Raw genomic sequence first — 23,162 nt, 5'->3', positions numbered from 1 at the left:
GGGGAAGAAAAATATGATTATAGTAGGAACAAGTGAATTAGGTAATTTAGTTGCTGTTGAAATGAGATTTGGTGATACAGGTATTGCGCTTGAATTCACATCAAAGAATACAGTAATATTAGATAGTCTTGATAAGGATGTTACTTTTGTTGGTGCAATTAATAAGGTGAAGTCGGTGTTGTGCGATGAAAGCTTTGGATTATAAAGGTAAGGTTGCAAAAGAGATTGAGGGGCGTTTTAACGCTCCTTTAGAATCTATACTTCATAAGCTTTATATTGTTGATATGAAGAGTGCAGAAGATATAGCAGATATATTGGGAACATCACATGTTACTGTAAACAAATACCTTGTTAGAATGGGTATTAAACGTAGATTTGATTGGAAAGAGATAGTTAAAATGTGTAAAGAAAGGTTGAAAGAAAATGAACATACCAACACTTGAAGAAAGAATAAGAAATAATACAACAAAATTATTCAATGAAGGCGATAAAGTTGAGATAAGAAAAGATTTGAATAAAATAAAAGATTGGGCATTGTTTGGTGTTAATGAAGTTATGCTTAGGTATGCAAGTAGAACAGTTGAAATAAAAGATGTTGTTAAGACTAAAACACGCGGACTTAATGATGAAAATACAGATGTTTATAAATATTTTCTTAAAGGCAATAGTTGGAGTTGGTCAGCAGATATGTTTGTTTTAAAGGAGGAAAATGAAGTATAATGGCAATGTATTATAACTATGAACATAGACAAATCAAAGAAGGCGATACGGTCATAATAGGAAATAACGTAGAAACATCTTGGAAGATAGATGATTTAATAGTAGGTGGAAAACGTAAAAAACACGTAGGTAAAATGTATACAGTTAAAAGTAAAAGATACTTGCAAAATGGAGCTATACGAATAGAATTAAATGAGGTATATGGCATAGTGTGGTCACCTAAGATGTTAACAAAAACAGACAGAGAAGTGAATGAAATATGAAAAATCCATTTAAAGTAGGAGATGTAATTATAGTTAAGCGTGCATCAACACCTGCATACAACGGAGTAGTAGCGACAATAACTGAGATAATAGGTCGCGACAATCACGTATGTAGAACGGATAAAAAGGATTTAGGTGGTTGTGATTTACTCTTGGAGTGGCAGAAACTTGATTTGTATAAGGAGGTTAATGAGATATGATAAAGCATAAATTTGAAATAGATGAAAAAGTTTTTATAAATCCATGTGCAACACGTGAAGATTTTAAAGAAAATAGTTGTTGTACTAGTTTTATGAAACTACTATATGAACCACTTAAAATAGAAAAAAGAGGTATTAGTAAAGGTCAGCCAACATATTATATAGATGGTTGGTGGATACTTGAGAAGTGTTTAATGAGAATAAAGGAGGATAACGAAATCTAATGGAAAAACCTAAATTTAAAAAAGGAGATAGGGTGCGAATAAACCCTAGTGCAAGAAGTGGAGATTTCACACGAAACGGTTGTACATCAAGATTTTTAAGAAGATGTGACGAAGAATTTGTTATATCCAAATCAGAAGTGAAACCAAATAGAATTATTTATTATATAGATGGTTGGTGGATGGTGGAACAATGTTTAATAAATGCAAGAGAGGATAATGAAGTCTAATGAAACAATTAATCTTTATGTACAACTATATGTTAAGCGATAAATGGCAAGAAAAAAGTAAACTACCATTTACATTCATATCATTTGGTTACATAGAGGGGAAACTATATAGGATTGAGGATAATTATATAGCACTTGATGAGTTCACATCAAAGAAACATAAGTGGAGTGATGATAGAATATATGGAGCTTTCTTTTTACTTGATGAGGCTCAATTTTACATGAGAACGTTGGATGGAATTATGGGTTGTTCATTGACAAGTTTAAGAAAAAACCATACAATGGATTATATGCACAGGCAGAAAGTGGAAGTTACACCTATTCACTTTGATACCATAATAGATTTTGCACAATTAAAATACATAGAAAAAGAACCTGTAACGTGCTATACTTACGTAGCAAATATGGACAATAAGTTCATAAATAAAAAAGTTAATAACACTTATCGTAACCGTATAAGGTGTGGTTATGATGAAAAGTGTTTTATAAATTTATTATTAAAATATAAAAAAATAACTTAGGAGGATTTAATTATGAATAACACAGGTTGGGGAGCATTACAAGACGATAATGCAGGAAACAAAACTAATTTTACGAAGTTTAACGCAGGTGAAATAACAGAAATAAGATGTTTAACAAATGAACCGACAGTAAGATGGTCGCATTTTATACCATCTGCAAAACGTTCAGTAACTTGTTTAGGGAAAGGTTGTCCAATATGTGATGCTAGGGAATTAGCAAAATCACAAGGAGTAGACCCTAAATTTAGCACATCAAAGAAATTTGCTATGGTAATATATAATTTTAAAACTGAGCAAGTTGAGATATTAGAACAAGGTAAGGCATTCTTTGAACAATTATTTAGTTTCCATACAGAAATAGGAGATATAGGTACTTACAACATAAAGGTTAAAAGAATAGGTGAGAAAACTAATACTACTTATACTTTAATACCATGTGCTCCAACTGCGTTTAATAAGGAAACAGGTGAATTACCTGATTTAATAAAACAATTTACACCACCTACTAAAGAGCAAATGTTAGCGTTAATGGAAGGTCAATCACCAACTGACGTATTTGGCAATAATAAAACAGAAGTAAGCGGAGAAGATGAGCAATTCGAGGTCTAAGAAAATAACAATGAAAGATGTGGCTACGTATTTTTACGACAACAGTGGTATAAAGTATGATAGCCACATTTTTAAAGTTACAATAGCACAAATAAAAACGCTAACAAAACGTGGTTACACATTAGAACGAATCAAAGAAGTAATGGAATATATTTTTAAACATTTACCACCGAAAGGAATTTACAGTTTTGGATATGTATTAACTGTAATAGAGGATATAGATAAAATATTGTCGGATATAGAAAACCAACCTATCGCAACCATTCCGACAGACATAAAAATAATAGGCAATAAAAAGAAGATTAACAATGTGAAAGTTAATTATGACGAAAGCCTATTTAAATAGATAGGGGAGCTAAATATGGAGATACATGAAATAAAAGCACCTTCTGTTGAGCGTTCAATACTTGCTATATGTATGCAAAACACTGATGAGATATTAAACGTTGAAACAAATGAAGTTTTTGCAGAGCATTTTACAATAGATGGTAACAGATATATATATAATACAATGTTATATTTATATAACAAAGGTGCTAAACCTACTTCTACAACTATAATGGAAGTAATAACAAATGAGGATGCTAAAAAGGCTATAAATGACCTTGGGGGGCTTTCTTATATTGATGATATAGGTTATATGGATATAGATAGAAGTAACCTTAGAATCCTTTGTGAGAAGTTAAAACAGACTTATACGAGGCGTAAAATATATGATTTATGCGAATCAACAAAAGATAAAATGTTATCTGATGAGAGTAAAACTTTAAACCCTAGTGAACTTGTTGCATCACTTGAAGGTAGAGTTACGGACTTATCAATGAGAGCATCAGGTAATAGCTCAGGTGTAAGTAAGATGGGTGATGGTTTAGAAGAAAGATTACAAGCACGTATGGATAATCCATCTGAGATACCAGGTCTTGAAAGTGGACTTACTACATTTGACTATTACACAAATGGTGGGCAACCAGGTGATTTAATTGTATTTTGCGCTAGAGCAAAATGTGGTAAATCCGTAATCCTATCAACGATAGCAAAGAAATTAGCAATAGAAGATGGACTTCCTGTATTATATTTTGATACGGAAATGTCTAAGGAAGAACAAGAGGATAGACTGCTTTCTATGGTAAGTGGTGTTCCACATAAAGAAATAATGAGTGGTATGTTTGCCTGTGATACTGCAAGTGGTAAAGCAGTAGACAAGTTAAAGAAAATAAAAGAGGCTACTAAGAAGATTGAAGATGCGCCTTATTACCACATATATATGCCTAACTTTAATGCAGAAAAGGTTACTGCACTTACTAAACAATATAGGCACAAATATAATATACAAGCAATGTTCTTTGATTATATAAAAGTACCTGCAACTGCTAGTGGCAGTTTACAAGCAGTAAAAGAATACCAAGCATTAGGTTTCTTCACATCAACATTAAAGGATATAGCAGGTATATTACAAATACCAGTTTATACAGCTTGTCAAGAAAACAGAAGTGATAGTACGGGTACAGAGAAATCTGCAAACAATGTAGGTGGTTCTGATAGGATATTACAACTTGCTACTAAACTTATATTCTTATATGTTAAATCTGATGAACAAATTGCTAAACAAGGTATATCGGCAGGTAATAGGCAGTTACTTATTGCTTTCCAAAGAAATGGACAAAGTGGAGTTGCACCTATAAACCTACAATTTGATAACTCTATTATGTCTATGAGGGAGTGTTGATTATGCCTAATATAAAAAAACCTATAACATGGGATGTAGATGAGAATGGGTGCTTTAATTGCACCTCTCATCACATTGGAACTGGTGGTTATCCAATGATAAGAAAATATAATAAAACAACGAGGATGCACAGATATATTTACGAAGAAATGTATGGTTTTATACCTGATGGTCTAGTTGTAAGGCACAAATGTGATAATAGAAAATGTATTAACCCTGAACACCTTGAATTAGGTACTTACAAAGATAATAACCACGACCAAGTTAAAAGAGGTAGACACGGAAGAACAAAATTAACACAAGAACAAGTTGATGAAATGAGAAATGATTGGAAATTAAAAAAATACAATCACTATCATGAAGTAGCAGAGAAGTATAGTATATCACCTGCAACGGCTTGGAGAACTATAAATAAAATTAATTGGAACATAGAGAAGGAGTGTTGAGTATGTATAAAGTATTAGAAATAAGCAATGATAAGGTACATGGTTTAAGCGATAGTATATTAGCAAGTGGTTATCCAATGCAAACAGAAGTTGAGAGCAATCAATATAAAATACCTGTTGATGGGGATGTAAAACGTGCTAAAGTGTTATCAGGTTGTAAGCCAGGCACAGGACACGATTGTTTCTTAAAAGGTATAATAGTTCAATTTGATGTGAAGGCGAGTGAATATTGGTATCGTCAAGCAGATAGATATACGTGGTTTGATTATGTATCGTCTCAAAGTAAAATGCACCGTTTATTGAAGATGGATATAGATGAAAACTGTAATGAATGGGTTGATGCACGTATAAAAGCAGTTCTTATGGAGAAAATATGCAAATACAACCAAATGGTAGAAGATGGTGGCTATACCAAACTACAACTATCTTATGCTTTCCAAGAAGTGGTGAGTAATTGCCCATCAGGATTTATGTTAACTGCGAGAAAAACAACAAATTACTTACAACTTAAAACTATGTATAACCAAAGAAAAGGACATAAACTCCAAGAATGGCGCGTATTTTGTGAATGGGTAAAAACACTTCCTGAAAGTTGGTTGATTACAGGAGAACAACCTGAAAATTAGGAGGAAGTATGGACAAAAATGCAGTAGATGTTATAAAAGATAATTTAGATGTTAGAGTAATCTTAGAACACTATAAAGTAGATGAAATGATTGAAACAGGTAGGTTTATAAGATGTGCTTGTCCAATTCATAAAGGAAACAACAAAACTGCATTTAGTATAGATATTGAAACATCACTTTGGAGATGTTTTACAAATGATGAGTGTGGAGGTGGAGATATTTTCACACTCATTGAAAAAATAGAAGGTGTAGGATTTGTAGATGCAGTAAAAAAACTTGCAAAAATACTTTGCATTGATATGGACAATATGATTATAGCTCAACGTAAATCATCATATCAAAAAGAATTGGAAGAATGGATGAAGTTTATCCAAAAAAGGAAAAAAAAAGCTAGTAAAACAGATGTAGTTGAGTTTATAATTGAAGAAGAGGTTTTACCACTTAAAAAATATAGACACTTCACACAAGAAACACTTGAACACTTTGGAGCAGGATATGTAAAACAAATGAAATACATTACTTCAAGTGGCGAAGAACGTACTACTTATGATAGAATAGTATGTCCTATATATCAAGACAATATACAAGTCGGTGTATCACTTAGAAAAACAAAAGCAAAGGAAATAGTCAAGTGGTTGCACCTACCAAGTGGATTGGGTGTAGGTAATATAATATATAACCTTGATGCATGTAAGGATTATGACGAGATAGTTGTAGTAGAAGGTATTTTTGATGTATGGTCTTACTACCAAGCAGGTGTTAAAAACGTAGTGTGTGTATTTGGTAGTAAAATAACAGAAGAACAGTATAGGATATTGTTTAGAACAGGGAAAGACATAGTATTATCTTTTGATGGGGATGATGCAGGTGTTAAAGCTACTAAGCAAGCGACCGAACTTTTCAAAAACAAAGCAACACTTTACATGGTTAAATTTGATGAAGGATTAGACCCAGGTTCTCTCGAATCAAATGATTTAATAAATTTATATAACAAAAAGGAGAAAATAATATGAAAAATTTTGCAGAAAGATTAAAAAAAGAAATGGAAGAAATAGCAAGTAAAAAGAAGGAAGAACTGGTTGATGAAGTATCTCAAATAGAATTAACAGATGAAGAAAAAACGACAGATGCTATAATGGTAAAAATAGGTATGGAATATGCAGATAGTAAAGAAGATTGGGACAAGATGCCTGTTGATGTGCAATACAAGTGCATGTCTAATTTAGCACACTTAGCAAGTAAATATTTTGTAATGTATGATGTAGAATTAGAATTAAAGAAAAGAGGAGATAAATAATGTTTGAATTGAGAGCAATGACAGAAGAAGAAGTGGAAGAGTTTTTAAGCTTTTTAAATGATAATAAAACAGAACAACAAGCTAAGATGTTGCACCCTGGTAAAATATCTGATACAGAAATACACGCATCAATATGCTCAGACATACACACTACATTTATAGAAAAGAATAGAAGGTATGGTAATAGCTTTTCAGAGCAATTCTCAGAGTTTGGATTGTTGTCGTTGTTAATTAGGTTGACTGACAAATACAAAAGGTTTAAAATGCTATCTGAGAACCCTGAAATAGATGTTCTTGATGAGGGTATAGAAGATACATTGAGAGACCTTGCCAATTACACTATAATGGGATTGGTGGAATTAGAAAAAATGAAAGGTGGAAAATAGTATGGGAATATGTTATATGACACAAGAAGGTAGTTACATAATAAATGGGTGGAACTTAGATAAGAACAAAAACCTTTGGGTTTCAAGAACAATAGGTGGTAATAAAAAGATAGCATCAGGTGATGAGGCAAAAGCTATACATGATGAATTTTGCAGAATAGCAGAATCACAAATGCCATGTTTAATGCATCATAATGGAATGTTCATAACAAATGTGGAATCGAATCAAGAAGGAGCAGAAGAAGAGGTAGAGGGTTAATCCCCTCTATTTTTTTTATGGAGATGTATCATGTTTAAAATAGGTGATAAGGTGCGCATAACAGAGAAGTACCATAAAGAACTTGTTAAAAGCCCTATGTGCAATCCTATATATATAAACAAAAAAGAGCTAGGCAAAATAATGAGAATATCAAATGGACAATATGAAGTAAAAGGACACGGTTTCTGGACATTTGAATACGTAGAACTTGATGTGGAGGACAATGAAATATGATGAATCCATTTAATCCAATAATTTTATTACCTGTTACAGTTGATGTTGTGTTAGTATATATATTGTACTTATTGGTAATGGAGGTGAGGTTTGATGAAATTAGTAGAAAGAACAATAAAAGCATGGAGCGAAAATCCTGATGATTACGTTGATATGATTTATATATTTAGAGAAGATGCCTTAAGGTTAATAGAAAGACATATTTTATTAGGAGGAAGTTATGTGGAAACTTGATGGTGAAGTTTTGTGGAAGAATAGATGTGGTAGGTGTTGTATGGAATGTAACTCAAAGAAGTATTGTGAAGTAACTTGTGTTGATGAATGCATAGGTTGTTCACTATGTTATTTTAAAATAAGATAAAAAGGAGAATTTATCATGAAATTAGAGTGGAATAAATACTACGTTGCAAAAATTTCATATTTCAAGAATAATCCAATACACGAAGTTATTATAAATGTTAAACTTGATGAAATTGTTGTGGTATTCAATGGTACGGATTGCGAAGAAGTTAGAGTAAAGGACTTAAATTATTTTGAAGTTGTAAATGAAATAAAGATATGCAAATAAAAAACATATTTTAATTTATAAATGAGGTGGCTTTAATGAAAAATCAATATAAATATTTAGTAAGTTTTACTTTTAATGGTGGCTGTGGTAATTTTTATTCTACTACATCATTTAAGATAAATTCTTTTCAACATTTAAATTTAATAAAAGAGAAAATAGAAAAAGAAAATAGACTAGCGTATGTAGCAATATCTAGTTATCAGTTAGTTAGAAAAATTGAAAATAGAAGAAAGTTTATAAGATAAAAAAGTGATTTTAACATATAAAGGAGGTTAGTGAGATATAATGGAAAACAAAAATTGCGTGCATCTTCATGTACACACGGAATACAGCTTACTTGATGGGATAAGTAAGGTTAAGGAACTTGTTAATCGTGCTAAAGAATTAGGCATGACTGCAATAGCAGTTACAGACCATGGTTCTTGTGCGGGGCATAAGGATTTAGAAATAGAATGTGAAAAAGCAGGTATTAAACCTATTTATGGATGTGAGTTCTACGCACACGAAGGTGATGAAGTGTGTAAAGAAGATAATGGTAGGCATTTAATGGTGTTTGCTAAAAGCGAAGAAGGTTTACAGAATTTGTACCAATTATACAACGAATCGTATAGTACATTTTACCGTAAACCTCACATCAATATAAATTTATTAAAAAAATACAACAAAGGATTAATGGTTTCTTCTGCATGTATAGGGGGAACTATATCACAGAAATTATTAAGTGGTGAATACGCTATTGCTAAGGAATGGCTCACTAAGTTTAAAGATATATTTGGTGATGATTTTTACTTAGAAGTCCAACCTAATGATATTCCCGACCAATACATAGTAAATAAGGAGATTTTTCGCTTAGCACGTGATACTAAGACGAAAGTTATTGCTACAAACGATGTACATTATACGTTTAAAGAAGATGCAGATGTACACGAGGTATTATTAGCATTACAAGTTAAGCAAAAGTGGGATAGTCCTAAAAGGTTTAAATTCCCTACTAATGATTATTGGTTAAAAACTTATGATGAAATGGTAAATACCTTTATAGGTAGTATGTCCGATAAAAAGGAATTTATACAAGCTTTAGAAAATACCAATGAAGTTGCAGATAAATGTGATTGGGTTAAATTACCTAAAGGCGATTTCATGCCACATTATAACAAGTTAAAACCAAATCAAACAGAGAGAGATGCATTAGAAGAAGAAGTAAAAGAAGGTGTAGTGAAAAAATACGGAGTATCAACCCCTACATCACTTGCAGAACAAATAGAACACGAATTAGATGTTATTGATGAGGAAAGATATTCAGGTTATTTCTTAATAGTACAAGATGCAATACGTGAGGCGCGTAAAGCAGGTGTATTAGTAGGAGATGGCAGGGGGTCAGGCGCAGGTAGTAAGGTTTGTTACTTAACAGATATAACACGTGTTGACCCTGTTAAATATGGATTAGTATTTGAAAGATTTATGGATAAAGGTAGACAACCTGATATAGACGTTGATATATCAGACCAGGACTGGTTGTTTAAATATCTTCAATCACAATACGGTGATTTAAATGTTGCTCGTATAATTACATATGGAACACTAACTGCTAAGAGTTGTACTAGAAAAATATTAGGATGTTTTGGTTATTCAATGGAGGAGATAGCAAAAGTAATAGGGTATATGCCTGACAGACTCTCATTTAGCTTTAAAGAGGCTTTAGATGAATCAAAGGATTTATCTATCTTTATGGATAGTAAACCATTTATAAAGCGTTGTATTGAGAGATTAGAGGGTGTTATATCACACGAAGGTAAACACGCAGGAGGGTTTGTTATATATCCTAATCTAAGAAAGTATCTACCATTAAAAATGGTAACAGATGATAATGGTAATAGAAATGTACCTGTTGCTATGCTTACTAAATATCCACTTGAGGATGCAGGGTTTGTTAAGTTTGACTTCCTTGGACTTGAAACTTTACCTATAATAAAACATACTCTTGATTTGATAGAAGAAGATACGGGCGAAAAAGTTGATTTGTCTAAGATAGATTTAGAGGATAAGAAGATATATGAAATGCTACAAAAAGGTGATGTAAGTGGTATATTCCAATTAAACTCACAAGCAAGTAGATTGGTTGAGCAAAAACCACGTAAATTCTCTGATTTAATAGCTTTCACATCAATAATAAGACCAGGAACAGGAGATTATCACGAATACATTGAGCGTAGAAACGGTAAAGAATGGTACATAGCACCTGAAAGACAAAGATACATGAATGAATCAGAAGGTCTTATGATTTATCAGGAACAATATTTACATGATGCACACACTTATGCAGGTTGGGCGTATGGATTTAGTGATACAAACATAAGAAAGAATAAGAAACTTAAAGAAGATATAGAATTAGCAAATAAATTTGTAGTTGATGGGATTGCTAGAGGATTTAACAGAAGTTTACTTGAGAAAATTTGGGAAGAAATAGTTGATGTTGCGAGTGGTGGGTATGGATTTAATAAATCACATGCTACGTGTTATACTGTTATAACATATCAAACAGCTTACCTAAAAGCTTATTACCCTAACTACTTTTATTCGGCACTACTTACTGCTAAGATAGATAATCAAGAAGAAGTAGCAAATATAATAGCAGAGTGTAAACGTAAAGATATAAAACTATTACCACCTGATTTAAATAAAGGTACACATGAGTTTACACCAACTAAAGAAGGTATAAGGATGCCACTTAATTATTTAAAAGGTGTAGGTGAGAGTGTAATACCTGAAATAATACGCCTTAGACCTATTATAAGCCTCTCAGACCTGTTTGAAAGACGTACTAAGGCAATTATAAGGAAGAATGTATTAGTATCGCTTATAAAAGCAGGATGCTTTGATTTTGAGGAAACAAGAAACGAGATGATGTATAGGCTTGATATGTTAAATAGAACTAAGACTCAAATCAAAAACGGTCATATTTGTGATTACTATGATTACAATGAAAAATTATTTATGAAATGGGAAAAAGAATCACTAGGAATGTATTTAAGAAAACATCCACTTGATAATCACAACCCTAAAAGTTTTTATGACTATAAAGAAAGCGAAATGGTGTCTGTTGTAGGTGAAATAACAGATGTTACTGAAAGGTCACAAAAAAATGGTAAGATGATGGCATTTATTACTCTTGATTTGCCTTGTGGTGTTGTACGTGCTTTATCATTTGCAAATATATGGGAAAGTCAAAGTATTAAAAACGAATCAAAAGAAGGTAATATAGTTTATGTAAAAGGTAAAAAATCAGGTGATAGTATATTATTAGATAATATAGAGAGTTTGGAGGTAAATTAAATATGACAACTTTTGTAGAATTATTAAAGATAGGGTTGGTATCAACCTTCCTTTTTTTGGTTATAGATGGTATAATAGGAACATATAAAAAATACAGGAGGCAATAAGATTGAGTAATTTAGAGATATTTAGAAATATAATATGCCTTATGGCAGGTACAGTAATAGGAGTATTGGCAATGGGAATAGTTGCAGGGGGGACAAAATAATGAAATTCAGAGGAATAATAAGAAAATTAGATGAATTAGGCAGAATAGTAATGCCAAAAGAATATAGAAAAGAGATAAACGCAGAAAATGGCGCAGAAGTAGAAATGACACTATATGAGGATGGGATAATAATAAAAAAAGCACATGAAGGAACTTTGATAACTAGAAAAATAGATAACCTAGGGAGACTTGTCATATCAAAGAAAATTAGAAAAGTGTTAGAAATTGAAGAATGTGGAGAATTAGAAATGTTCTTACTTGTAGAAGATGCAATATATGTAAGAAAGGTGGTAAGAAATGAAGGTTTGTAAAACTTGTGGTTGTGAAGTAGATATTATCAATATTGCCATGTGTGTTAAATGTGGAGATACGCTTTGTGAGGCGTGTGCATTAGCAAATAAATTTAAGTGTAAAGAATGTAATGGTGAAAAACCTAAGTTTGAATTAGACTTTATAAGACGTTCACATATTGATACATATAAAGCTTGTCCTTATGCTTTTTATCTTGAGGTGATAAAAGGTATGGAAGTTCCTATGAATATATATGCGCATGTAGGAATAGAATTACATGAATTATATGATAAACATCAAAAGGGTGAAATAGACAAGCAGGAAGTATCATCAGGGACAACAGAAACCATTTTAAGCTGTCGTGGTAAATGGGATGATGAATTAGTCAATAAGCTTGACATAAAGGCGCAAAAAGCCACTGAGCACTATTTAAGCATATGTGATGATTTACCTGGTAAACTCGTTATAACAGAGGAAACATTATTCATAAACATTAAAGAGGGATTACCCAAGGTTAGAATTACAATGGATATGATAAGAGAAGATGAAGAAGGTAATCTACATATTCTTGATTGGAAAACAGGTAAGGTAATGACAGGTCAAAACTTGGCTACAAACTTACAAGTACCCTTATATATAAAAGCAGTTCAAGATAATTATGGTAAGCCAGTTAAATCATTTACACTTATATACCTTTCAGAAGGTAAAGAGCGTAAATATGTACACGTAGGAGAAGATAGATATGAATGTACAGTTAAAAAGAGAGTGTACAAAATATCAATAGGAGACACGATTAAGGAGATACAATCTTTATTCGGTAAAATAATAGGTGGGTTGTTTAATATACCTGATAGACCTAATTACTTCCATTGTAAACAGTGTCATTTTGGAGATAATGGTACTTGCGCTAGAAGTGATAAGCAAAGGTGGGTTAATGCAAATCAAAATAACAATATAGAAAGTGGTTGGGGGATGTAATGAATACAGAGGGGAAGAGAAAAACAAATTGTAGATGGTGTGGAAAGAACTTCTACACAAAAGACAAAAGAAAGAAAACTTGTTGTTACAAATGTACATTAAATTATAATAAAAAGCAAAAAGAAAAATACAAATTATAGGAGATTGAGAAGGATGGAATTTACACTAGAATATAAAAAAGACATATTTGATTATTTATTAATGTTTGCAAGTTTAGTTGCGCTACTTTGTGATAAAGATAATTTAGCAATTATTTTAGCAATGATAGTTTTATTTTCAGATTTATATGCTAAAATAAAAAAGAAAAGAAATGGGGAGAATAAATAATATGAAATTAACTAAAGAACAATTACAAACAATGATGGACTTACAAGGAAAGATGGATGAATTAGCACTTAAAAACAATGGTGTTGATGAGGAATTAGATTTAACACAGGAAAAATACATAGCGTTAAAAACAGAATTACATGAATTTATAAATGAAATAGAAGAGTTTAAGTTTTGGAAAAAGAATAAAGGTAAAGACCATGTATTAGAGGAAGGCATAGATACTATACACTTTATATTATCTCTTATGATAGATTATGGCTATGAGATGAAAGAGGATTTGGTAATAACTAAAGAGCAATTAGAACACATGGAGGACAAATCAATAAATGAGTTATATGTAATGACAGATGCTTTAATGGTTGATACATATATGATGAGAAGTTGGGCAGAAATGTTGACATCTATACTTATAGGCATATTACTAATGTTAAATAAATGTGGATTTACAGGTGATAATATATATGACGAATACATACGTAAAAACAAAATAAACATAGAGAGACAAGAAAAGCAATATTAATATGACACCACAGGAGCTATTTGATAAAAACATTAATATAGCTTACAAAGTTGCTCACAAGTTTGCCGATAAAGTAAGCGATGAGATAAGAGAAGATTTTATTCAAGAGGCACTTATAGGGCTTTGGTACGCTTGTGAGAACTTTGATGAAAACAAGGGGTATAAGTTCTCCACATATGCTTATAGTCTTTGTAGTGGTTATATAATGAAGTGTGATACATATTTAAGCACACGTAGAGAAAGAAAAGTAATAAAACACAATAAATTAGATGTTTATAAAATAAGTACAAGTGAAGTTGTACAAATAAACAATAAAGGTGGGACACCAATAACACTAGGTGAAACATTAGAAAGTAAAAACACTATTAGTGAAGAATACGATAATTGCGTTAATATAGATTTTAATAGCTTTGTGTATTCAAATATGCTAAACGATAAAGAGAGAATGGTGTTACTATTACTTCTTGATGAGGTAAAGCAAATTGAGATAGGTGAAAGACTTGGAGTAAAACAAGCAACCGTATCAAGATGGTTCATACAAATTAAGGATAAATACAAAGAGTGGCTTAAATTGGGGGAAGAAAATGAAAAAAGAATCGAAAAAGAAAAACGACAAAGAGAAGGACTTGTTAAAAATTGCTAGAAAAAACAATGATTTAGTACGTGTCAAACCTAATAATCCTAAGAAGAAGTTAAAGCTTACCTTACCACCATGCCCAAGCGTAAATCACGCATATAAATTTGTAAAAGGTAGAAGGTTTATGACAAAAGATGCATTAATGTTTATGCAAACAACACATCAAATAGTTGAAAGAGAAAAGGTTAAACAAAACTATAAAATGGAGAAAAAAGGTGTGTGGTTAATAGTTGAGATTACATACTATTTCCCTGATAGATTAAGGAGGGATGGTCATAACATGCACAAAGTATTAGCAGATGCTTTAAATGGATGTGCATATGTGGACGACCAATTCATTTTGATTAGAGATATAGATATAAAATATGATAAGGATAACCCACGTTTAGAAGTGGTTATATATCCTGCTAAATACAAGGAGGTTGAGGAAGATGGGGAGAAAGAAGAAAAATAAACACATCAAAGAGATAAAAAAGCGTGAAAAAGAAATACTTAGTAATGAGAAGTATGAAAAATGGGTGGATGAGTTAATGGATACCCACCCTAATTATATGGCTTTGCTACACGCCATACTACATAATAAGACACCTGATAAAGCTTTACACCACGTAGGGGTGCGTGCTTTGGAGAAAACACCTAGGCAACATGAAATAGAAAACAATAGTTATGTATCAAATAAAAGAAGGGGCAAGGGTATTGATAGAGATAGGGTAATAAACGTATAGGGTGTAGAGATACACCTTTTTTAGTTGAAAAATAAAGTAAGTAATATTATTGACATCCTTGTTTTAATGGTATATAATTAAATTAACTTAAAGAAAGAGGTGAGAAAATGTTTAATTTTGAAGAAACATTTTATATGTCATATGAGTTATTAGGAATAAAAGGTCTAAGTATGGAGGCTAAATTTTTATTTTCAGAGTTAGATGAGATACAATATAAAACAAAAAATAATGTAGTAGAATACAATAACAAAAAAGCTATGGAATTAACAAGGATAAAATCAACATCAACACTATCGAAGGTAAAAAAAGAACTTATAGATAATGATTTAGCAGAAGTAGAGGTTAGAAAAAATAAAGTTTATTATACATTGAAAAAAACCTTCTTAAAGGAGGCGTAAGATGTACGAAATAAGAAAAAATACAACATTAAAACAAACTATATTACCATATCACGAATCAATGAAAAAGAAGTATTTTATGTTACATAAAGAATTATTCTACACGGATATGTCAGTAGATGAAATATTGGTTTACGCATATTTAGTGGATAAACGTAATTTATCGCAATTTAAGGCAGATAATGATGATTTAACATATGTGTGCTTTGAAGAAAATGATGTTTACATAGTGGTTTCAAATCAAGAGTTGATGGATTTCATGAAGATAAAAGGTAAACCAAAAATAATTGCGATAAAGAAAATGTTGGAAGATAGAGGTCTTATAAAACAGGTGAGGCAATTCGATAATAGTAATAAAATATACGTTTATGATTATGAGTTTGAATCTATTGAAAAATAGAGTAAGTAATAAAATGTTACTAGGGCTAGTAATAAAATCTTACTAGGCTAGTAATAAAATCTTACTCTAACTATACTTATATAACTATACTTATATAAACTAAACTTATTTCCTTCCTTCCTCACGGAAGGGCAAATCAAAAAGAAATATAAAAGAGTAAAGATAAGCATGTTTAGAATATTCTTTGATGTGCTAATAATGGTTGAAAACCATCCAGTAACATGGTATAATAAATGTATAGAAAAGGTGTGCGAAACCTTTCTAAATATAAACAGGTGAAACTTATATTTCTACGTTTATGTTCAAATTAATTACATATTAGTTGTTTAAAAAAAATTGTGCCTAGATTAATTAAAAAATTGTCCAAACGTTTTATCAACAAAAAAAACACCTTTCCAGGTTTAACTCCCCTGGTTGGGTGTTTTTTTATGTTTACTTAACGTCTATATAACAGTCTATACCAAGTTTTCTTAATTTGTTGATTTGATTATTAGCGTAATCACGCTCATGATATGTTCCTGCTATTACAACGTATTTAGGGTGTTTAGTGTTGTTAACAGGTGGTTTAGGCTTAGGTGTTTCAACCTTTATCTTTTCGCCCATTATACCTTGTGCTATAAGTGTAGCAGTCTTATCAATGTTAGCTTTATACTTATCTGTATCAGCCTTACTGTCAACAAAACACGTTTCTATAAGTATAGCAGGTGATTTAGTGTTTTTTAACCAATAGAAATTAGGTTGTTTCTTAACACCTCTATCGTAGTATAGTGTTTTAAGCTCATCACAGACGTTCTTAGCGTATTTAATACCTCTATCAGAGCAATACCAAACCTCTGTACCCATTTCCTTAGAAGTGTCTTTAAATGCGTTAAAATGTATTTGTACTACTACATCATAATCTTCCTTATTAGCAAGTGTTACTTGTTCTTTTAAATAACTTGCAGATTTATCAACTTCACCATAAGTAACGTAATGACCTTGCGTTTTAAGGATTGCTACAACTTTCTTAGCAAGTATTCTATTTTCTTTTGATTCGTTAATATACCCTTCTGAACCTGTACCTTTACCTTCCAATGTGTGCCCTGCACTTATATGTATTCTTAACTTTCTTTTTGCTAATGCCATTATTCTTCATCCCTTTCTTCTCTTTTTATTGATATAACATTCTCTATCCCATCTAAACGTCTTAATATACCATCTAGGATAGGAACAGTTTTATTTAACTGCTCCCTCATTAGGCTTTCACGTTTATCAGATTGTTTCATTATTAACGCCTCTCTTCTATCCCTATCTTTAAGTGTGTAGACGAACAAACCAACGAATAACGTTGCAAACGTAATGTTCTCCATATTACCTGTTATTATATCCATTGTATTACCCCCATTGTTTTTGTATTTTATCGTTTGTATTTTTTCACCAACTCTTTCTTAGTTGATTTGTAAGGCTTTTTATCTTCTTTATCATCAAAATTCCATTCATCATTTGATTTGTAATATTTTGCCTTAACACCTGTTAGCAGTTTTAACATTTCTAACTCTGCATTTTGTTTTGAATTAGCATTTTTTATATCTTGTGTTTTACCTATTACACCTGATGTTGGTTTTACGTATTGGTCGTATAACACATCAAGTATATCTTTATTATTGTCTTTATAGCTATTGCCAAACATATCTTCACCTGCACCATAGTATCTTCCGATAGCCTCTAACAAAGGGTTGTAGTTTGGCATGTTGTTTATACCCTCTGCATTAGGCGTAGGAGGTTGCATAAGTGAATCCCAAGGTGTAGAAGGGTTGTACATCATATTATACATTGTATCAGGTCTACCCTTTTCTTCCATAGTTGTATTAGGTACTTGTAGTCTATTAGCAGTCCACTCATTTCTACGTTGTTTATCTTCATCTTCTATACCTTTTTCAAATTGATTCTTAGCATCCATATAAGTTGCCATAGCCCTAGGAGAGTTTGCGAATTGTTCCATTTGAAGTGGTATGTTTTTACGGTAGTAAGTGTAGAAAGGCATTATACGCTTTGCTATTTCTTTTTCACCTTTAGTTATAGCATCATAGTCAAATAACGTTCTATTAACACTATCAACTGCATCTGCACTATTACCAGTTTGTTTAAGTTTAGATATAAGGTGGTGCATCTTATCGTTTTCTTCTGTTCTTGCAAGTTTATCTAAACCAAATCCACTCCACATACTCTTATCACCTGATGGAAGTAACACATCAAGTATTTTGTTTTTGTTACCATTCATATCGCTAAAGAAGTTATCATCAACAAGTCCCTCTTGCTCAGCTATATCTTTTATATCTTTAAGTGAGTACTTATCGTTTATCATTATCTTAGAAAGTTCTTCATCTGTTTTAGGTGTTTTACCAACTTTCATTCCTAACCACTCTCTTTGACCTTTCATGTTATCGACAACCATTTTACCGTATTTATTATCTGTTCTGTTAAACACATCTGAACCTATACCATATGAACTATTCATTTTATTTTGAATTGCATTCATTCCGTGCCATCCTGGGTTATTCTTTGTTACACCTGCTTTAAATTCACGCGTTAACGCATCATAAGGTTTAAGTATCATATCAAGTGGATTAAATTCTTTATTTGATTTGTTAGGAAGTGTGTTTTTACTTGGGTTCATGGATAAAAGTGTGTTTCTAACATCTTTCTCATTTTCATTAAAAGCAGAGAAACGTCTAGTTGAATCATTTTGTTCTTTAGATATTTCATCAATTAATTTTTGTTCTTTCGTAATAGCTACCTCATCCTCATAAGTTCTAGGTTTACCAGTTATGTTAGCGATGATTTCACCATCTTCATTAACGTGTGTAGTTGAGTATTCAGGTTTTTCTTTAAGGTATGATACATCTTTATTTGTTATATCATCAGGAATGTATTTGTTGCCCCTTAAATTTCCACCTCTTCTTAGTGCATCTTTTGTCTCATCAGAAAAAATGTGTTCAACATCTTTTTTAGCACCAGGAGTAAGTGTTTTTATATCGCCATCAGGCACATATTCATCTGCATATTTATCAACATTATCTATTTGTTTTTGTAGATTTTTGTTGTAACCTTTTGGTCTACGATATTTGTTTTGTTTTTGTATTACACCATCTTCATCGACCAAATTATCTAAAGGTGTTTCCCTATTAACTTTTGCATCTTTTAAACGTTGTTCTAATTTTGCTAAAGTATCATCAACTTGTTTTTTATTTGGTTTATTACGTTTTAACACCTTCTCAGTTTCTTTTGATAGCTCAAAATCTTTATCTGATTTTGAATTGTTGTGTTTTTCAACATCTTTCTCTAAATATCTTTCAAATGCATTTGGTACATCTTCAGGGATATCTACACTACTATTAGAAGGAATCCTATGTTTTTTCCAATCCTTTATTAGGTTATCTTCCATATCAGGGTCAAACACAAAATCTGCATTTCTATATTTCACCTCTAAATGACGAGGTAATTCATTTATCATCTCATCTATGCTTTTAACGCTCTCAGAGCCATTCTCAGGTGCTCTACCAATTAATGCTTGTAATTCATCTTTAATAGGTTTATCACCCCTTACGAGCTTATCTAAAGGCGTTATTTCGCTAAGTGGTGTTATTTCATCAGTATAATCTAGCACACTATCTTCTATCTCATCAAAAGTATTTGCTATTTTACGAGAAAGGTGTGTTATGTCCATTTTCATAAGTGGTTTAGATTGTGCATCTTCAAGTTCTTTTACTAATGCTTGTACTTTGTGGAAATACTGCTCATCACGTACACCTAAGTTTCTAAGTGTTTTTACATAATCCATTTTGATTTGCTTAAAGCCATCTTTAACATGTTTGTGTTGTTCAGGGTTTATATGTCTAAGTTGCACCTCTTGTTCAACTGCACTCCTAAGATGTCTTAGGTTTTCTTTAACAGGTGGTAAATCACCTAGTTTTTGACCTTTAGTAAGTTTTATTTTTGCTTTAATAGGTTTTGTTTCAGGTAAATTAAATTGCTTTCTTATGGCTTTAACTCTATCCTTACCCTCTTTAATAGTCATTTCACCGACATCATTTAACATCTCTTGTTCTGCTCTTGGTGATTGAGAGTAATCTTTTCTTATATCATCATCATATCTAGCCTCTGAATTACGTCTTTGTTCTAATTTTTGTTTTATTTCTTTGTTGCCTATATCCTCATGTTTATATTCGTTCCATTCTTGTAATTGACGTTTATATTCATCAGTTCCCTTAGGTGCGATTACAACATCATCGTATTTAAGTTTATCACGACTAGCAGTTATTGCGCTTTCCTCAAGAGCCTCGTTGTAACCTTTAAGTTCAGGGTTAGTGCTTGGATATGTTTTTTCCCACTCATCAGGTGTCATTGCTCTATGTTTTTTCCACCAATCTTGCATTTCAGTTTGTGTTTTTTCAAGTTTACGTATTTCTTCTCTTTGTGCAACAGTAGGTTGTTTTATTTTTCTTAACTCTTTAATCTTATTATCAATACTTGTTTTAGTCATTCCTTTGAATTGTTTTGTACGTTGTTGTAGTTTTGCTCCATAATTTATATCTGTTAAAGATTGCATATACTTCTGTAACTCATCCAAAGGCTTGTTAAGTACGTCAGGTACGTTATTAAATGAATTATCCAACCCATCGTATAAAAGCTCTCTAAGAGTGTTTAAATCGTTTTTAGAGGCATTGTATGATAAAACATCTTGCCCATCAAAGAACATGTTGTTTAATTCGTTAACAACTTTAACCCTTTCCTTATTAGAAAGCTTATTTTTAGCAAGTGGTTTTGTTATTTTTTCTATATTAGCTTTTTGCTCAAGTATAAGGTTTTTATCTGCTTTTTGATTAAATAACTCTGTTAACTTTCTCTTGAATACAGGTGCTTTATCATTGTGTTTTATTGTTTTTGTATTACTAGGTTGTTTAACAGGTATTTCAGATTCTTTAAGAACTTTTTCAATAGGATTTGTTTTCGTATAGTTGTCGCTTATTAAAGGTTTTCTATGTGTTGTACTTTCTATTACATCATCTATTTCATTTGATTCGCTTGTAAGTTTGTTGTATATATTAGGATTGTTCTTTTCTAGGTAATCATAGAAGTTGTCAGAACCCTGTTCAGTCATTCTCATAGGTTTATTAGGGTTTCTCAATCTTGAGATAACATTTTGAAGTGCAGGTTTATCTTCTACGATAGGTGCTATATGAGGTGATATATCTGTTGCAAGTTGTCTATCGAATTGATTGTCCATGCTATGCTCTCTACGTATACTTTCATATGGAGTGTTGTTTAATTCTGCTTTTAATAAGTTTTCCTCATCAACAATACTATGTTTAGGCTGGACACCCATTTTACGCTTTAATATTTGATTGTTTGCCCAGTTACTTCTTTGTATTTTTTCCGATGTACCATTGTTTTTTCTTGCAAGTAATTGCATATCTGTAGCAACTTCACCTTCTGCAAGATTACCAGGTGCAAAGTGTAATTTATCACTGTTAATAGCTTTTTTTACATTATCATTAATCATATTATCCATCGTATGTCCTGCATAACCTTTTGCTCTACGACTTGCTTGTATTTTATCAATAACACTATTCAAAGCTCTCCCAGGTACATTTAAATGGCTCTCAGACATACTCTGTACTGTTTTAGGTGACATTACTTCAAATCCACCTATTTTAATACCATGACTTACATTCCTTACGCCTCTTTGTTTATTTACATCACGAACAACTGTATCAACCATATGTTTAAAGTTTTCAGGTGTATTAGATACTTTACCCATATCATCTAATTTACTTGCTATTTTAGGTGCTACCTCATCAAAGTTAGTAGCAATAGGTTTTAAACCGTTAAGCTTTTTACCTGTACCACGTAATAAATCTGCTATTGGCAAATCAATACCAAGGTCAGTTACTTTAGCAACATTTGATAAGCCTTTAAGTGCAGTACCACCTATTTTATTGCCTTTGGCAACTAATTGAGCGCCCTTAGCGCCAAGAGAACCTGCGTTAGCAGTAAGTAACGCACCACCTATATCTGCAACAACACCCATAGCTTGAAGTTTTGCTAGACGTTTTTTTTCATCTGCATCAGTAAATACTTCACCGTTTCTTATTCTATCTTCTTTCTTATCATCACTAAATGCTTTGAAAGTATCGTAGAAACCATACCTACCTTCATTATCCCTAGTAAGACCTGCTTTAAGCCCTTTAGAGCCTTTCTTGCCTGCGTTAGTAAGAGCATTAAGTATTTCTCCATGATTCAATTTACCATCGTTGTTAAAGCCTTCTACGAACCCACTAGCATAACCATGAGCACCATAGTTAAGTGAGTTAAGCGCATCTACAACTTCCATAACACCGTTAAATGCTCCACCTGCTAACCCACCACCTATTGCTCCTGCTTTACCTAGAAGTGTCTTAGCTTTTTTAGCTTGTTTAATTCCTTCTTTGATTGGTGCAGTTTGTTTTCCATTAGGCTCTACTTTGTGTATAGGTGAAAGGTCATAAGCATCTTTCCCCCATGATTTATTTAAGTTACGCTTGTATTCTTTCATATCAGAGGCAGATAGTAATGCTACACCTTTTCTAGTTTTACCTGATTCTTGTGATGTGTGTTGCATATTGTGAGTACCTGCGTTTTTTATAAACTTAGCATCATAATATTTTCTCTCTTGTTTTTTATCACGTTTATATTCACCAGTTTTATTACCGTTAGCATCTTTAACATCATATCCTATTTTCCAATGTGCTCTACCACCTGTTAAATATCTGCTACTATCATTAAGTAATGCGTTTTGTGCTTTATACTTAGGGTTTTCAGGTTGTGAGTTAAAGTGTTGTTGGTTATTCATCCTATCCTTGACCATATTACCTGATGAATAATAATTCTTCTTATAATCTCTCTCAACGTATTTTTTAACTTGTTGCACTTGTTTCTTAGGTGCTTTAGTTGTTTGTTTTTTCTTTTTCTGTGCTTTGTCATATAAACTAGGCATTGTTTTTCTCCCCCTTGTTTC

General features: G+C 31.8%; 36 protein-coding genes. 33 read left to right on the top strand and 3 right to left on the bottom strand.

Annotated elements, in window-relative coordinates; all coding sequences use genetic code 11:
* The first annotated feature begins 13 nt into the window (after positions 1 to 13).
* The 33 genes from VLM92_RS15530 to VLM92_RS15370 all read left to right on the top strand — a co-directional run bounded on the left by VLM92_RS15530 (position 14) and on the right by VLM92_RS15370 (position 16,126).
* Positions 14 to 205 carry a hypothetical protein gene (locus VLM92_RS15530; protein ID WP_325277230.1) on the top strand — a complete coding sequence of 64 codons (192 nt, stop codon included), beginning with the start codon at positions 14 to 16 and terminating at the stop codon, positions 203 to 205.
* Positions 186 to 443 carry a hypothetical protein gene (locus tag VLM92_RS15525; protein WP_325277229.1) on the top strand — a complete coding sequence of 86 codons (258 nt, stop codon included), beginning with the start codon at positions 186 to 188 and terminating at the stop codon, positions 441 to 443. Before VLM92_RS15530 ends, VLM92_RS15525 begins: the two co-directional genes overlap by 20 nt.
* A complete protein-coding gene (locus VLM92_RS15520) occupies positions 424 to 720 on the top strand; it encodes a hypothetical protein (protein WP_325277228.1) in 297 nt (98 codons plus the stop codon). The genes VLM92_RS15525 and VLM92_RS15520 overlap by 20 nt, the downstream gene beginning before the upstream one ends.
* A complete protein-coding gene (locus tag VLM92_RS15515) occupies positions 720 to 983 on the top strand; it encodes a hypothetical protein (protein WP_325277227.1) in 264 nt (87 codons plus the stop codon). Before VLM92_RS15520 ends, VLM92_RS15515 begins: the two co-directional genes overlap by 1 nt.
* On the top strand, positions 980 to 1,183 hold the full coding sequence (locus VLM92_RS15510; protein ID WP_325277226.1) for a hypothetical protein: 204 nt from the start codon (positions 980 to 982) through the stop codon (positions 1,181 to 1,183). The genes VLM92_RS15515 and VLM92_RS15510 overlap by 4 nt, the downstream gene beginning before the upstream one ends.
* The gene (locus VLM92_RS15505) at positions 1,180 to 1,407 is read left to right on the top strand and encodes a hypothetical protein (protein WP_325277225.1); all 228 of its coding nucleotides are present in this window, start codon (positions 1,180 to 1,182) and stop codon (positions 1,405 to 1,407) included. Before VLM92_RS15510 ends, VLM92_RS15505 begins: the two co-directional genes overlap by 4 nt.
* On the top strand, positions 1,407 to 1,634 hold the full coding sequence (locus VLM92_RS15500; RefSeq protein WP_325277224.1) for a hypothetical protein: 228 nt from the start codon (positions 1,407 to 1,409) through the stop codon (positions 1,632 to 1,634). Before VLM92_RS15505 ends, VLM92_RS15500 begins: the two co-directional genes overlap by 1 nt.
* 29 nt (positions 1,635 to 1,663) lie before the next feature.
* Positions 1,664 to 2,155, top strand: a complete 492-nt coding sequence (locus VLM92_RS15495) for a hypothetical protein (RefSeq protein WP_325277223.1) — start codon at positions 1,664 to 1,666, stop codon at positions 2,153 to 2,155.
* A 12-nt stretch (positions 2,156 to 2,167) separates the two neighbouring features.
* On the top strand, positions 2,168 to 2,764 hold the full coding sequence (locus VLM92_RS15490) for a hypothetical protein (RefSeq protein WP_325277222.1): 597 nt from the start codon (positions 2,168 to 2,170) through the stop codon (positions 2,762 to 2,764).
* Positions 2,745 to 3,110, top strand: coding sequence for a hypothetical protein (locus tag VLM92_RS15485; protein ID WP_325277221.1), 366 nt, complete (start codon positions 2,745 to 2,747; stop codon positions 3,108 to 3,110). Before VLM92_RS15490 ends, VLM92_RS15485 begins: the two co-directional genes overlap by 20 nt.
* Before the next feature lie 15 nt (positions 3,111 to 3,125).
* The gene (locus tag VLM92_RS15480; RefSeq protein ID WP_325277220.1) at positions 3,126 to 4,490 is read left to right on the top strand and encodes a DnaB-like helicase C-terminal domain-containing protein; all 1,365 of its coding nucleotides are present in this window, start codon (positions 3,126 to 3,128) and stop codon (positions 4,488 to 4,490) included.
* A gap of 2 nt (positions 4,491 to 4,492) precedes the next feature.
* On the top strand, positions 4,493 to 4,936 hold the full coding sequence (locus tag VLM92_RS15475) for an HNH endonuclease signature motif containing protein (RefSeq protein ID WP_325277219.1): 444 nt from the start codon (positions 4,493 to 4,495) through the stop codon (positions 4,934 to 4,936).
* A 2-nt stretch (positions 4,937 to 4,938) separates the two neighbouring features.
* Positions 4,939 to 5,562 (top strand): hypothetical protein, encoded by a 624-nt coding sequence (locus VLM92_RS15470; RefSeq protein ID WP_325277218.1) that lies wholly within the window; start codon positions 4,939 to 4,941, stop codon positions 5,560 to 5,562.
* 8 nt (positions 5,563 to 5,570) lie between these two features.
* Complete coding sequence (locus VLM92_RS15465; RefSeq protein WP_325277217.1) at positions 5,571 to 6,575, top strand: toprim domain-containing protein; 1,005 nt, start codon at positions 5,571 to 5,573, stop codon at positions 6,573 to 6,575.
* Positions 6,572 to 6,859: a hypothetical protein gene (locus VLM92_RS15460; RefSeq protein ID WP_325277216.1), complete on the top strand. Its 288-nt coding sequence runs from the start codon at positions 6,572 to 6,574 to the stop codon at positions 6,857 to 6,859. Before VLM92_RS15465 ends, VLM92_RS15460 begins: the two co-directional genes overlap by 4 nt.
* A complete protein-coding gene (locus tag VLM92_RS15455; protein WP_325277215.1) occupies positions 6,859 to 7,245 on the top strand; it encodes a nucleotide modification associated domain-containing protein in 387 nt (128 codons plus the stop codon). Before VLM92_RS15460 ends, VLM92_RS15455 begins: the two co-directional genes overlap by 1 nt.
* Position 7,246: 1 nt before the next feature.
* Positions 7,247 to 7,504, top strand: coding sequence for a hypothetical protein (locus VLM92_RS15450; protein WP_325277214.1), 258 nt, complete (start codon positions 7,247 to 7,249; stop codon positions 7,502 to 7,504).
* A gap of 30 nt (positions 7,505 to 7,534) precedes the next feature.
* Positions 7,535 to 7,738: a hypothetical protein gene (locus tag VLM92_RS15445; RefSeq protein WP_325277213.1), complete on the top strand. Its 204-nt coding sequence runs from the start codon at positions 7,535 to 7,537 to the stop codon at positions 7,736 to 7,738.
* 93 nt (positions 7,739 to 7,831) lie between these two features.
* Entirely contained in the window at positions 7,832 to 7,972 is a 141-nt protein-coding gene (locus tag VLM92_RS15440; protein ID WP_325277212.1) for a hypothetical protein, read from the top strand.
* Entirely contained in the window at positions 7,959 to 8,099 is a 141-nt protein-coding gene (locus VLM92_RS15435) for a hypothetical protein (protein WP_325277211.1), read from the top strand. Before VLM92_RS15440 ends, VLM92_RS15435 begins: the two co-directional genes overlap by 14 nt.
* 15 nt (positions 8,100 to 8,114) lie before the next feature.
* Positions 8,115 to 8,306, top strand: a complete 192-nt coding sequence (locus tag VLM92_RS15430; protein WP_325277210.1) for a hypothetical protein — start codon at positions 8,115 to 8,117, stop codon at positions 8,304 to 8,306.
* 35 nt (positions 8,307 to 8,341) lie between these two features.
* Positions 8,342 to 8,551: a hypothetical protein gene (locus VLM92_RS15425; RefSeq protein WP_325277209.1), complete on the top strand. Its 210-nt coding sequence runs from the start codon at positions 8,342 to 8,344 to the stop codon at positions 8,549 to 8,551.
* A 40-nt stretch (positions 8,552 to 8,591) separates the two neighbouring features.
* Positions 8,592 to 11,639, top strand: coding sequence for a DNA polymerase III subunit alpha (locus tag VLM92_RS15420; RefSeq protein ID WP_325277208.1), 3,048 nt, complete (start codon positions 8,592 to 8,594; stop codon positions 11,637 to 11,639).
* Positions 11,640 to 11,846: 207 nt separating this feature from the next.
* Positions 11,847 to 12,158, top strand: a complete 312-nt coding sequence (locus tag VLM92_RS15415; protein ID WP_325277207.1) for an AbrB/MazE/SpoVT family DNA-binding domain-containing protein — start codon at positions 11,847 to 11,849, stop codon at positions 12,156 to 12,158.
* On the top strand, positions 12,145 to 13,116 hold the full coding sequence (locus tag VLM92_RS15410) for a RecB family exonuclease (RefSeq protein WP_325277206.1): 972 nt from the start codon (positions 12,145 to 12,147) through the stop codon (positions 13,114 to 13,116). The genes VLM92_RS15415 and VLM92_RS15410 overlap by 14 nt, the downstream gene beginning before the upstream one ends.
* Positions 13,116 to 13,256 carry a hypothetical protein gene (locus VLM92_RS15405; protein WP_325277205.1) on the top strand — a complete coding sequence of 47 codons (141 nt, stop codon included), beginning with the start codon at positions 13,116 to 13,118 and terminating at the stop codon, positions 13,254 to 13,256. Before VLM92_RS15410 ends, VLM92_RS15405 begins: the two co-directional genes overlap by 1 nt.
* A 13-nt stretch (positions 13,257 to 13,269) precedes the next feature.
* Positions 13,270 to 13,443, top strand: a complete 174-nt coding sequence (locus tag VLM92_RS15400; RefSeq protein WP_325277204.1) for a hypothetical protein — start codon at positions 13,270 to 13,272, stop codon at positions 13,441 to 13,443.
* A gap of 1 nt (position 13,444) precedes the next feature.
* Positions 13,445 to 13,966: a dUTP diphosphatase gene (locus VLM92_RS15395; protein ID WP_325277203.1), complete on the top strand. Its 522-nt coding sequence runs from the start codon at positions 13,445 to 13,447 to the stop codon at positions 13,964 to 13,966.
* Position 13,967: 1 nt separating this feature from the next.
* Entirely contained in the window at positions 13,968 to 14,609 is a 642-nt protein-coding gene (locus VLM92_RS15390; RefSeq protein WP_325277202.1) for a sigma-70 family RNA polymerase sigma factor, read from the top strand.
* Positions 14,551 to 15,057: a RusA family crossover junction endodeoxyribonuclease gene (locus VLM92_RS15385; protein ID WP_325277201.1), complete on the top strand. Its 507-nt coding sequence runs from the start codon at positions 14,551 to 14,553 to the stop codon at positions 15,055 to 15,057. The genes VLM92_RS15390 and VLM92_RS15385 overlap by 59 nt, the downstream gene beginning before the upstream one ends.
* Positions 15,035 to 15,328, top strand: a complete 294-nt coding sequence (locus VLM92_RS15380) for a hypothetical protein (RefSeq protein WP_325277200.1) — start codon at positions 15,035 to 15,037, stop codon at positions 15,326 to 15,328. The genes VLM92_RS15385 and VLM92_RS15380 overlap by 23 nt, the downstream gene beginning before the upstream one ends.
* Positions 15,329 to 15,435: 107 nt before the next feature.
* On the top strand, positions 15,436 to 15,726 hold the full coding sequence (locus VLM92_RS15375) for a hypothetical protein (protein WP_325277199.1): 291 nt from the start codon (positions 15,436 to 15,438) through the stop codon (positions 15,724 to 15,726).
* 1 nt (position 15,727) lies between these two features.
* Entirely contained in the window at positions 15,728 to 16,126 is a 399-nt protein-coding gene (locus VLM92_RS15370) for a hypothetical protein (protein ID WP_325277198.1), read from the top strand.
* A 432-nt stretch (positions 16,127 to 16,558) separates the two neighbouring features.
* Here the strand turns inward: VLM92_RS15370 and VLM92_RS15365 are convergent, their stop codons facing one another.
* Genes VLM92_RS15365 through VLM92_RS15355 form a run of 3 tightly spaced genes read right to left on the bottom strand, consistent with a single transcriptional unit; the run spans position 16,559 to position 23,141 of the window.
* Positions 16,559 to 17,251, bottom strand: coding sequence for an N-acetylmuramoyl-L-alanine amidase (locus VLM92_RS15365; RefSeq protein WP_325277197.1), 693 nt, complete (start codon positions 17,249 to 17,251; stop codon positions 16,559 to 16,561).
* Positions 17,251 to 17,496 carry a BhlA/UviB family holin-like peptide gene (locus VLM92_RS15360; RefSeq protein ID WP_325277196.1) on the bottom strand — a complete coding sequence of 82 codons (246 nt, stop codon included), beginning with the start codon at positions 17,494 to 17,496 and terminating at the stop codon, positions 17,251 to 17,253. Before VLM92_RS15360 ends, VLM92_RS15365 begins: the two co-directional genes overlap by 1 nt.
* Before the next feature lie 26 nt (positions 17,497 to 17,522).
* Positions 17,523 to 23,141: a hypothetical protein gene (locus tag VLM92_RS15355; protein ID WP_325277195.1), complete on the bottom strand. Its 5,619-nt coding sequence runs from the start codon at positions 23,139 to 23,141 to the stop codon at positions 17,523 to 17,525.
* Between the last annotated feature and the right edge of the window lie 21 nt (positions 23,142 to 23,162).

Source organism: Romboutsia sp., from assembly GCF_035470145.1.
GTDB lineage: Bacteria > Bacillota > Clostridia > Peptostreptococcales > Peptostreptococcaceae > Romboutsia_D.
The sequence above is the reverse complement of the archived record's forward strand: the minus strand, read 5'-3'. Positions and strand labels throughout refer to the sequence as shown.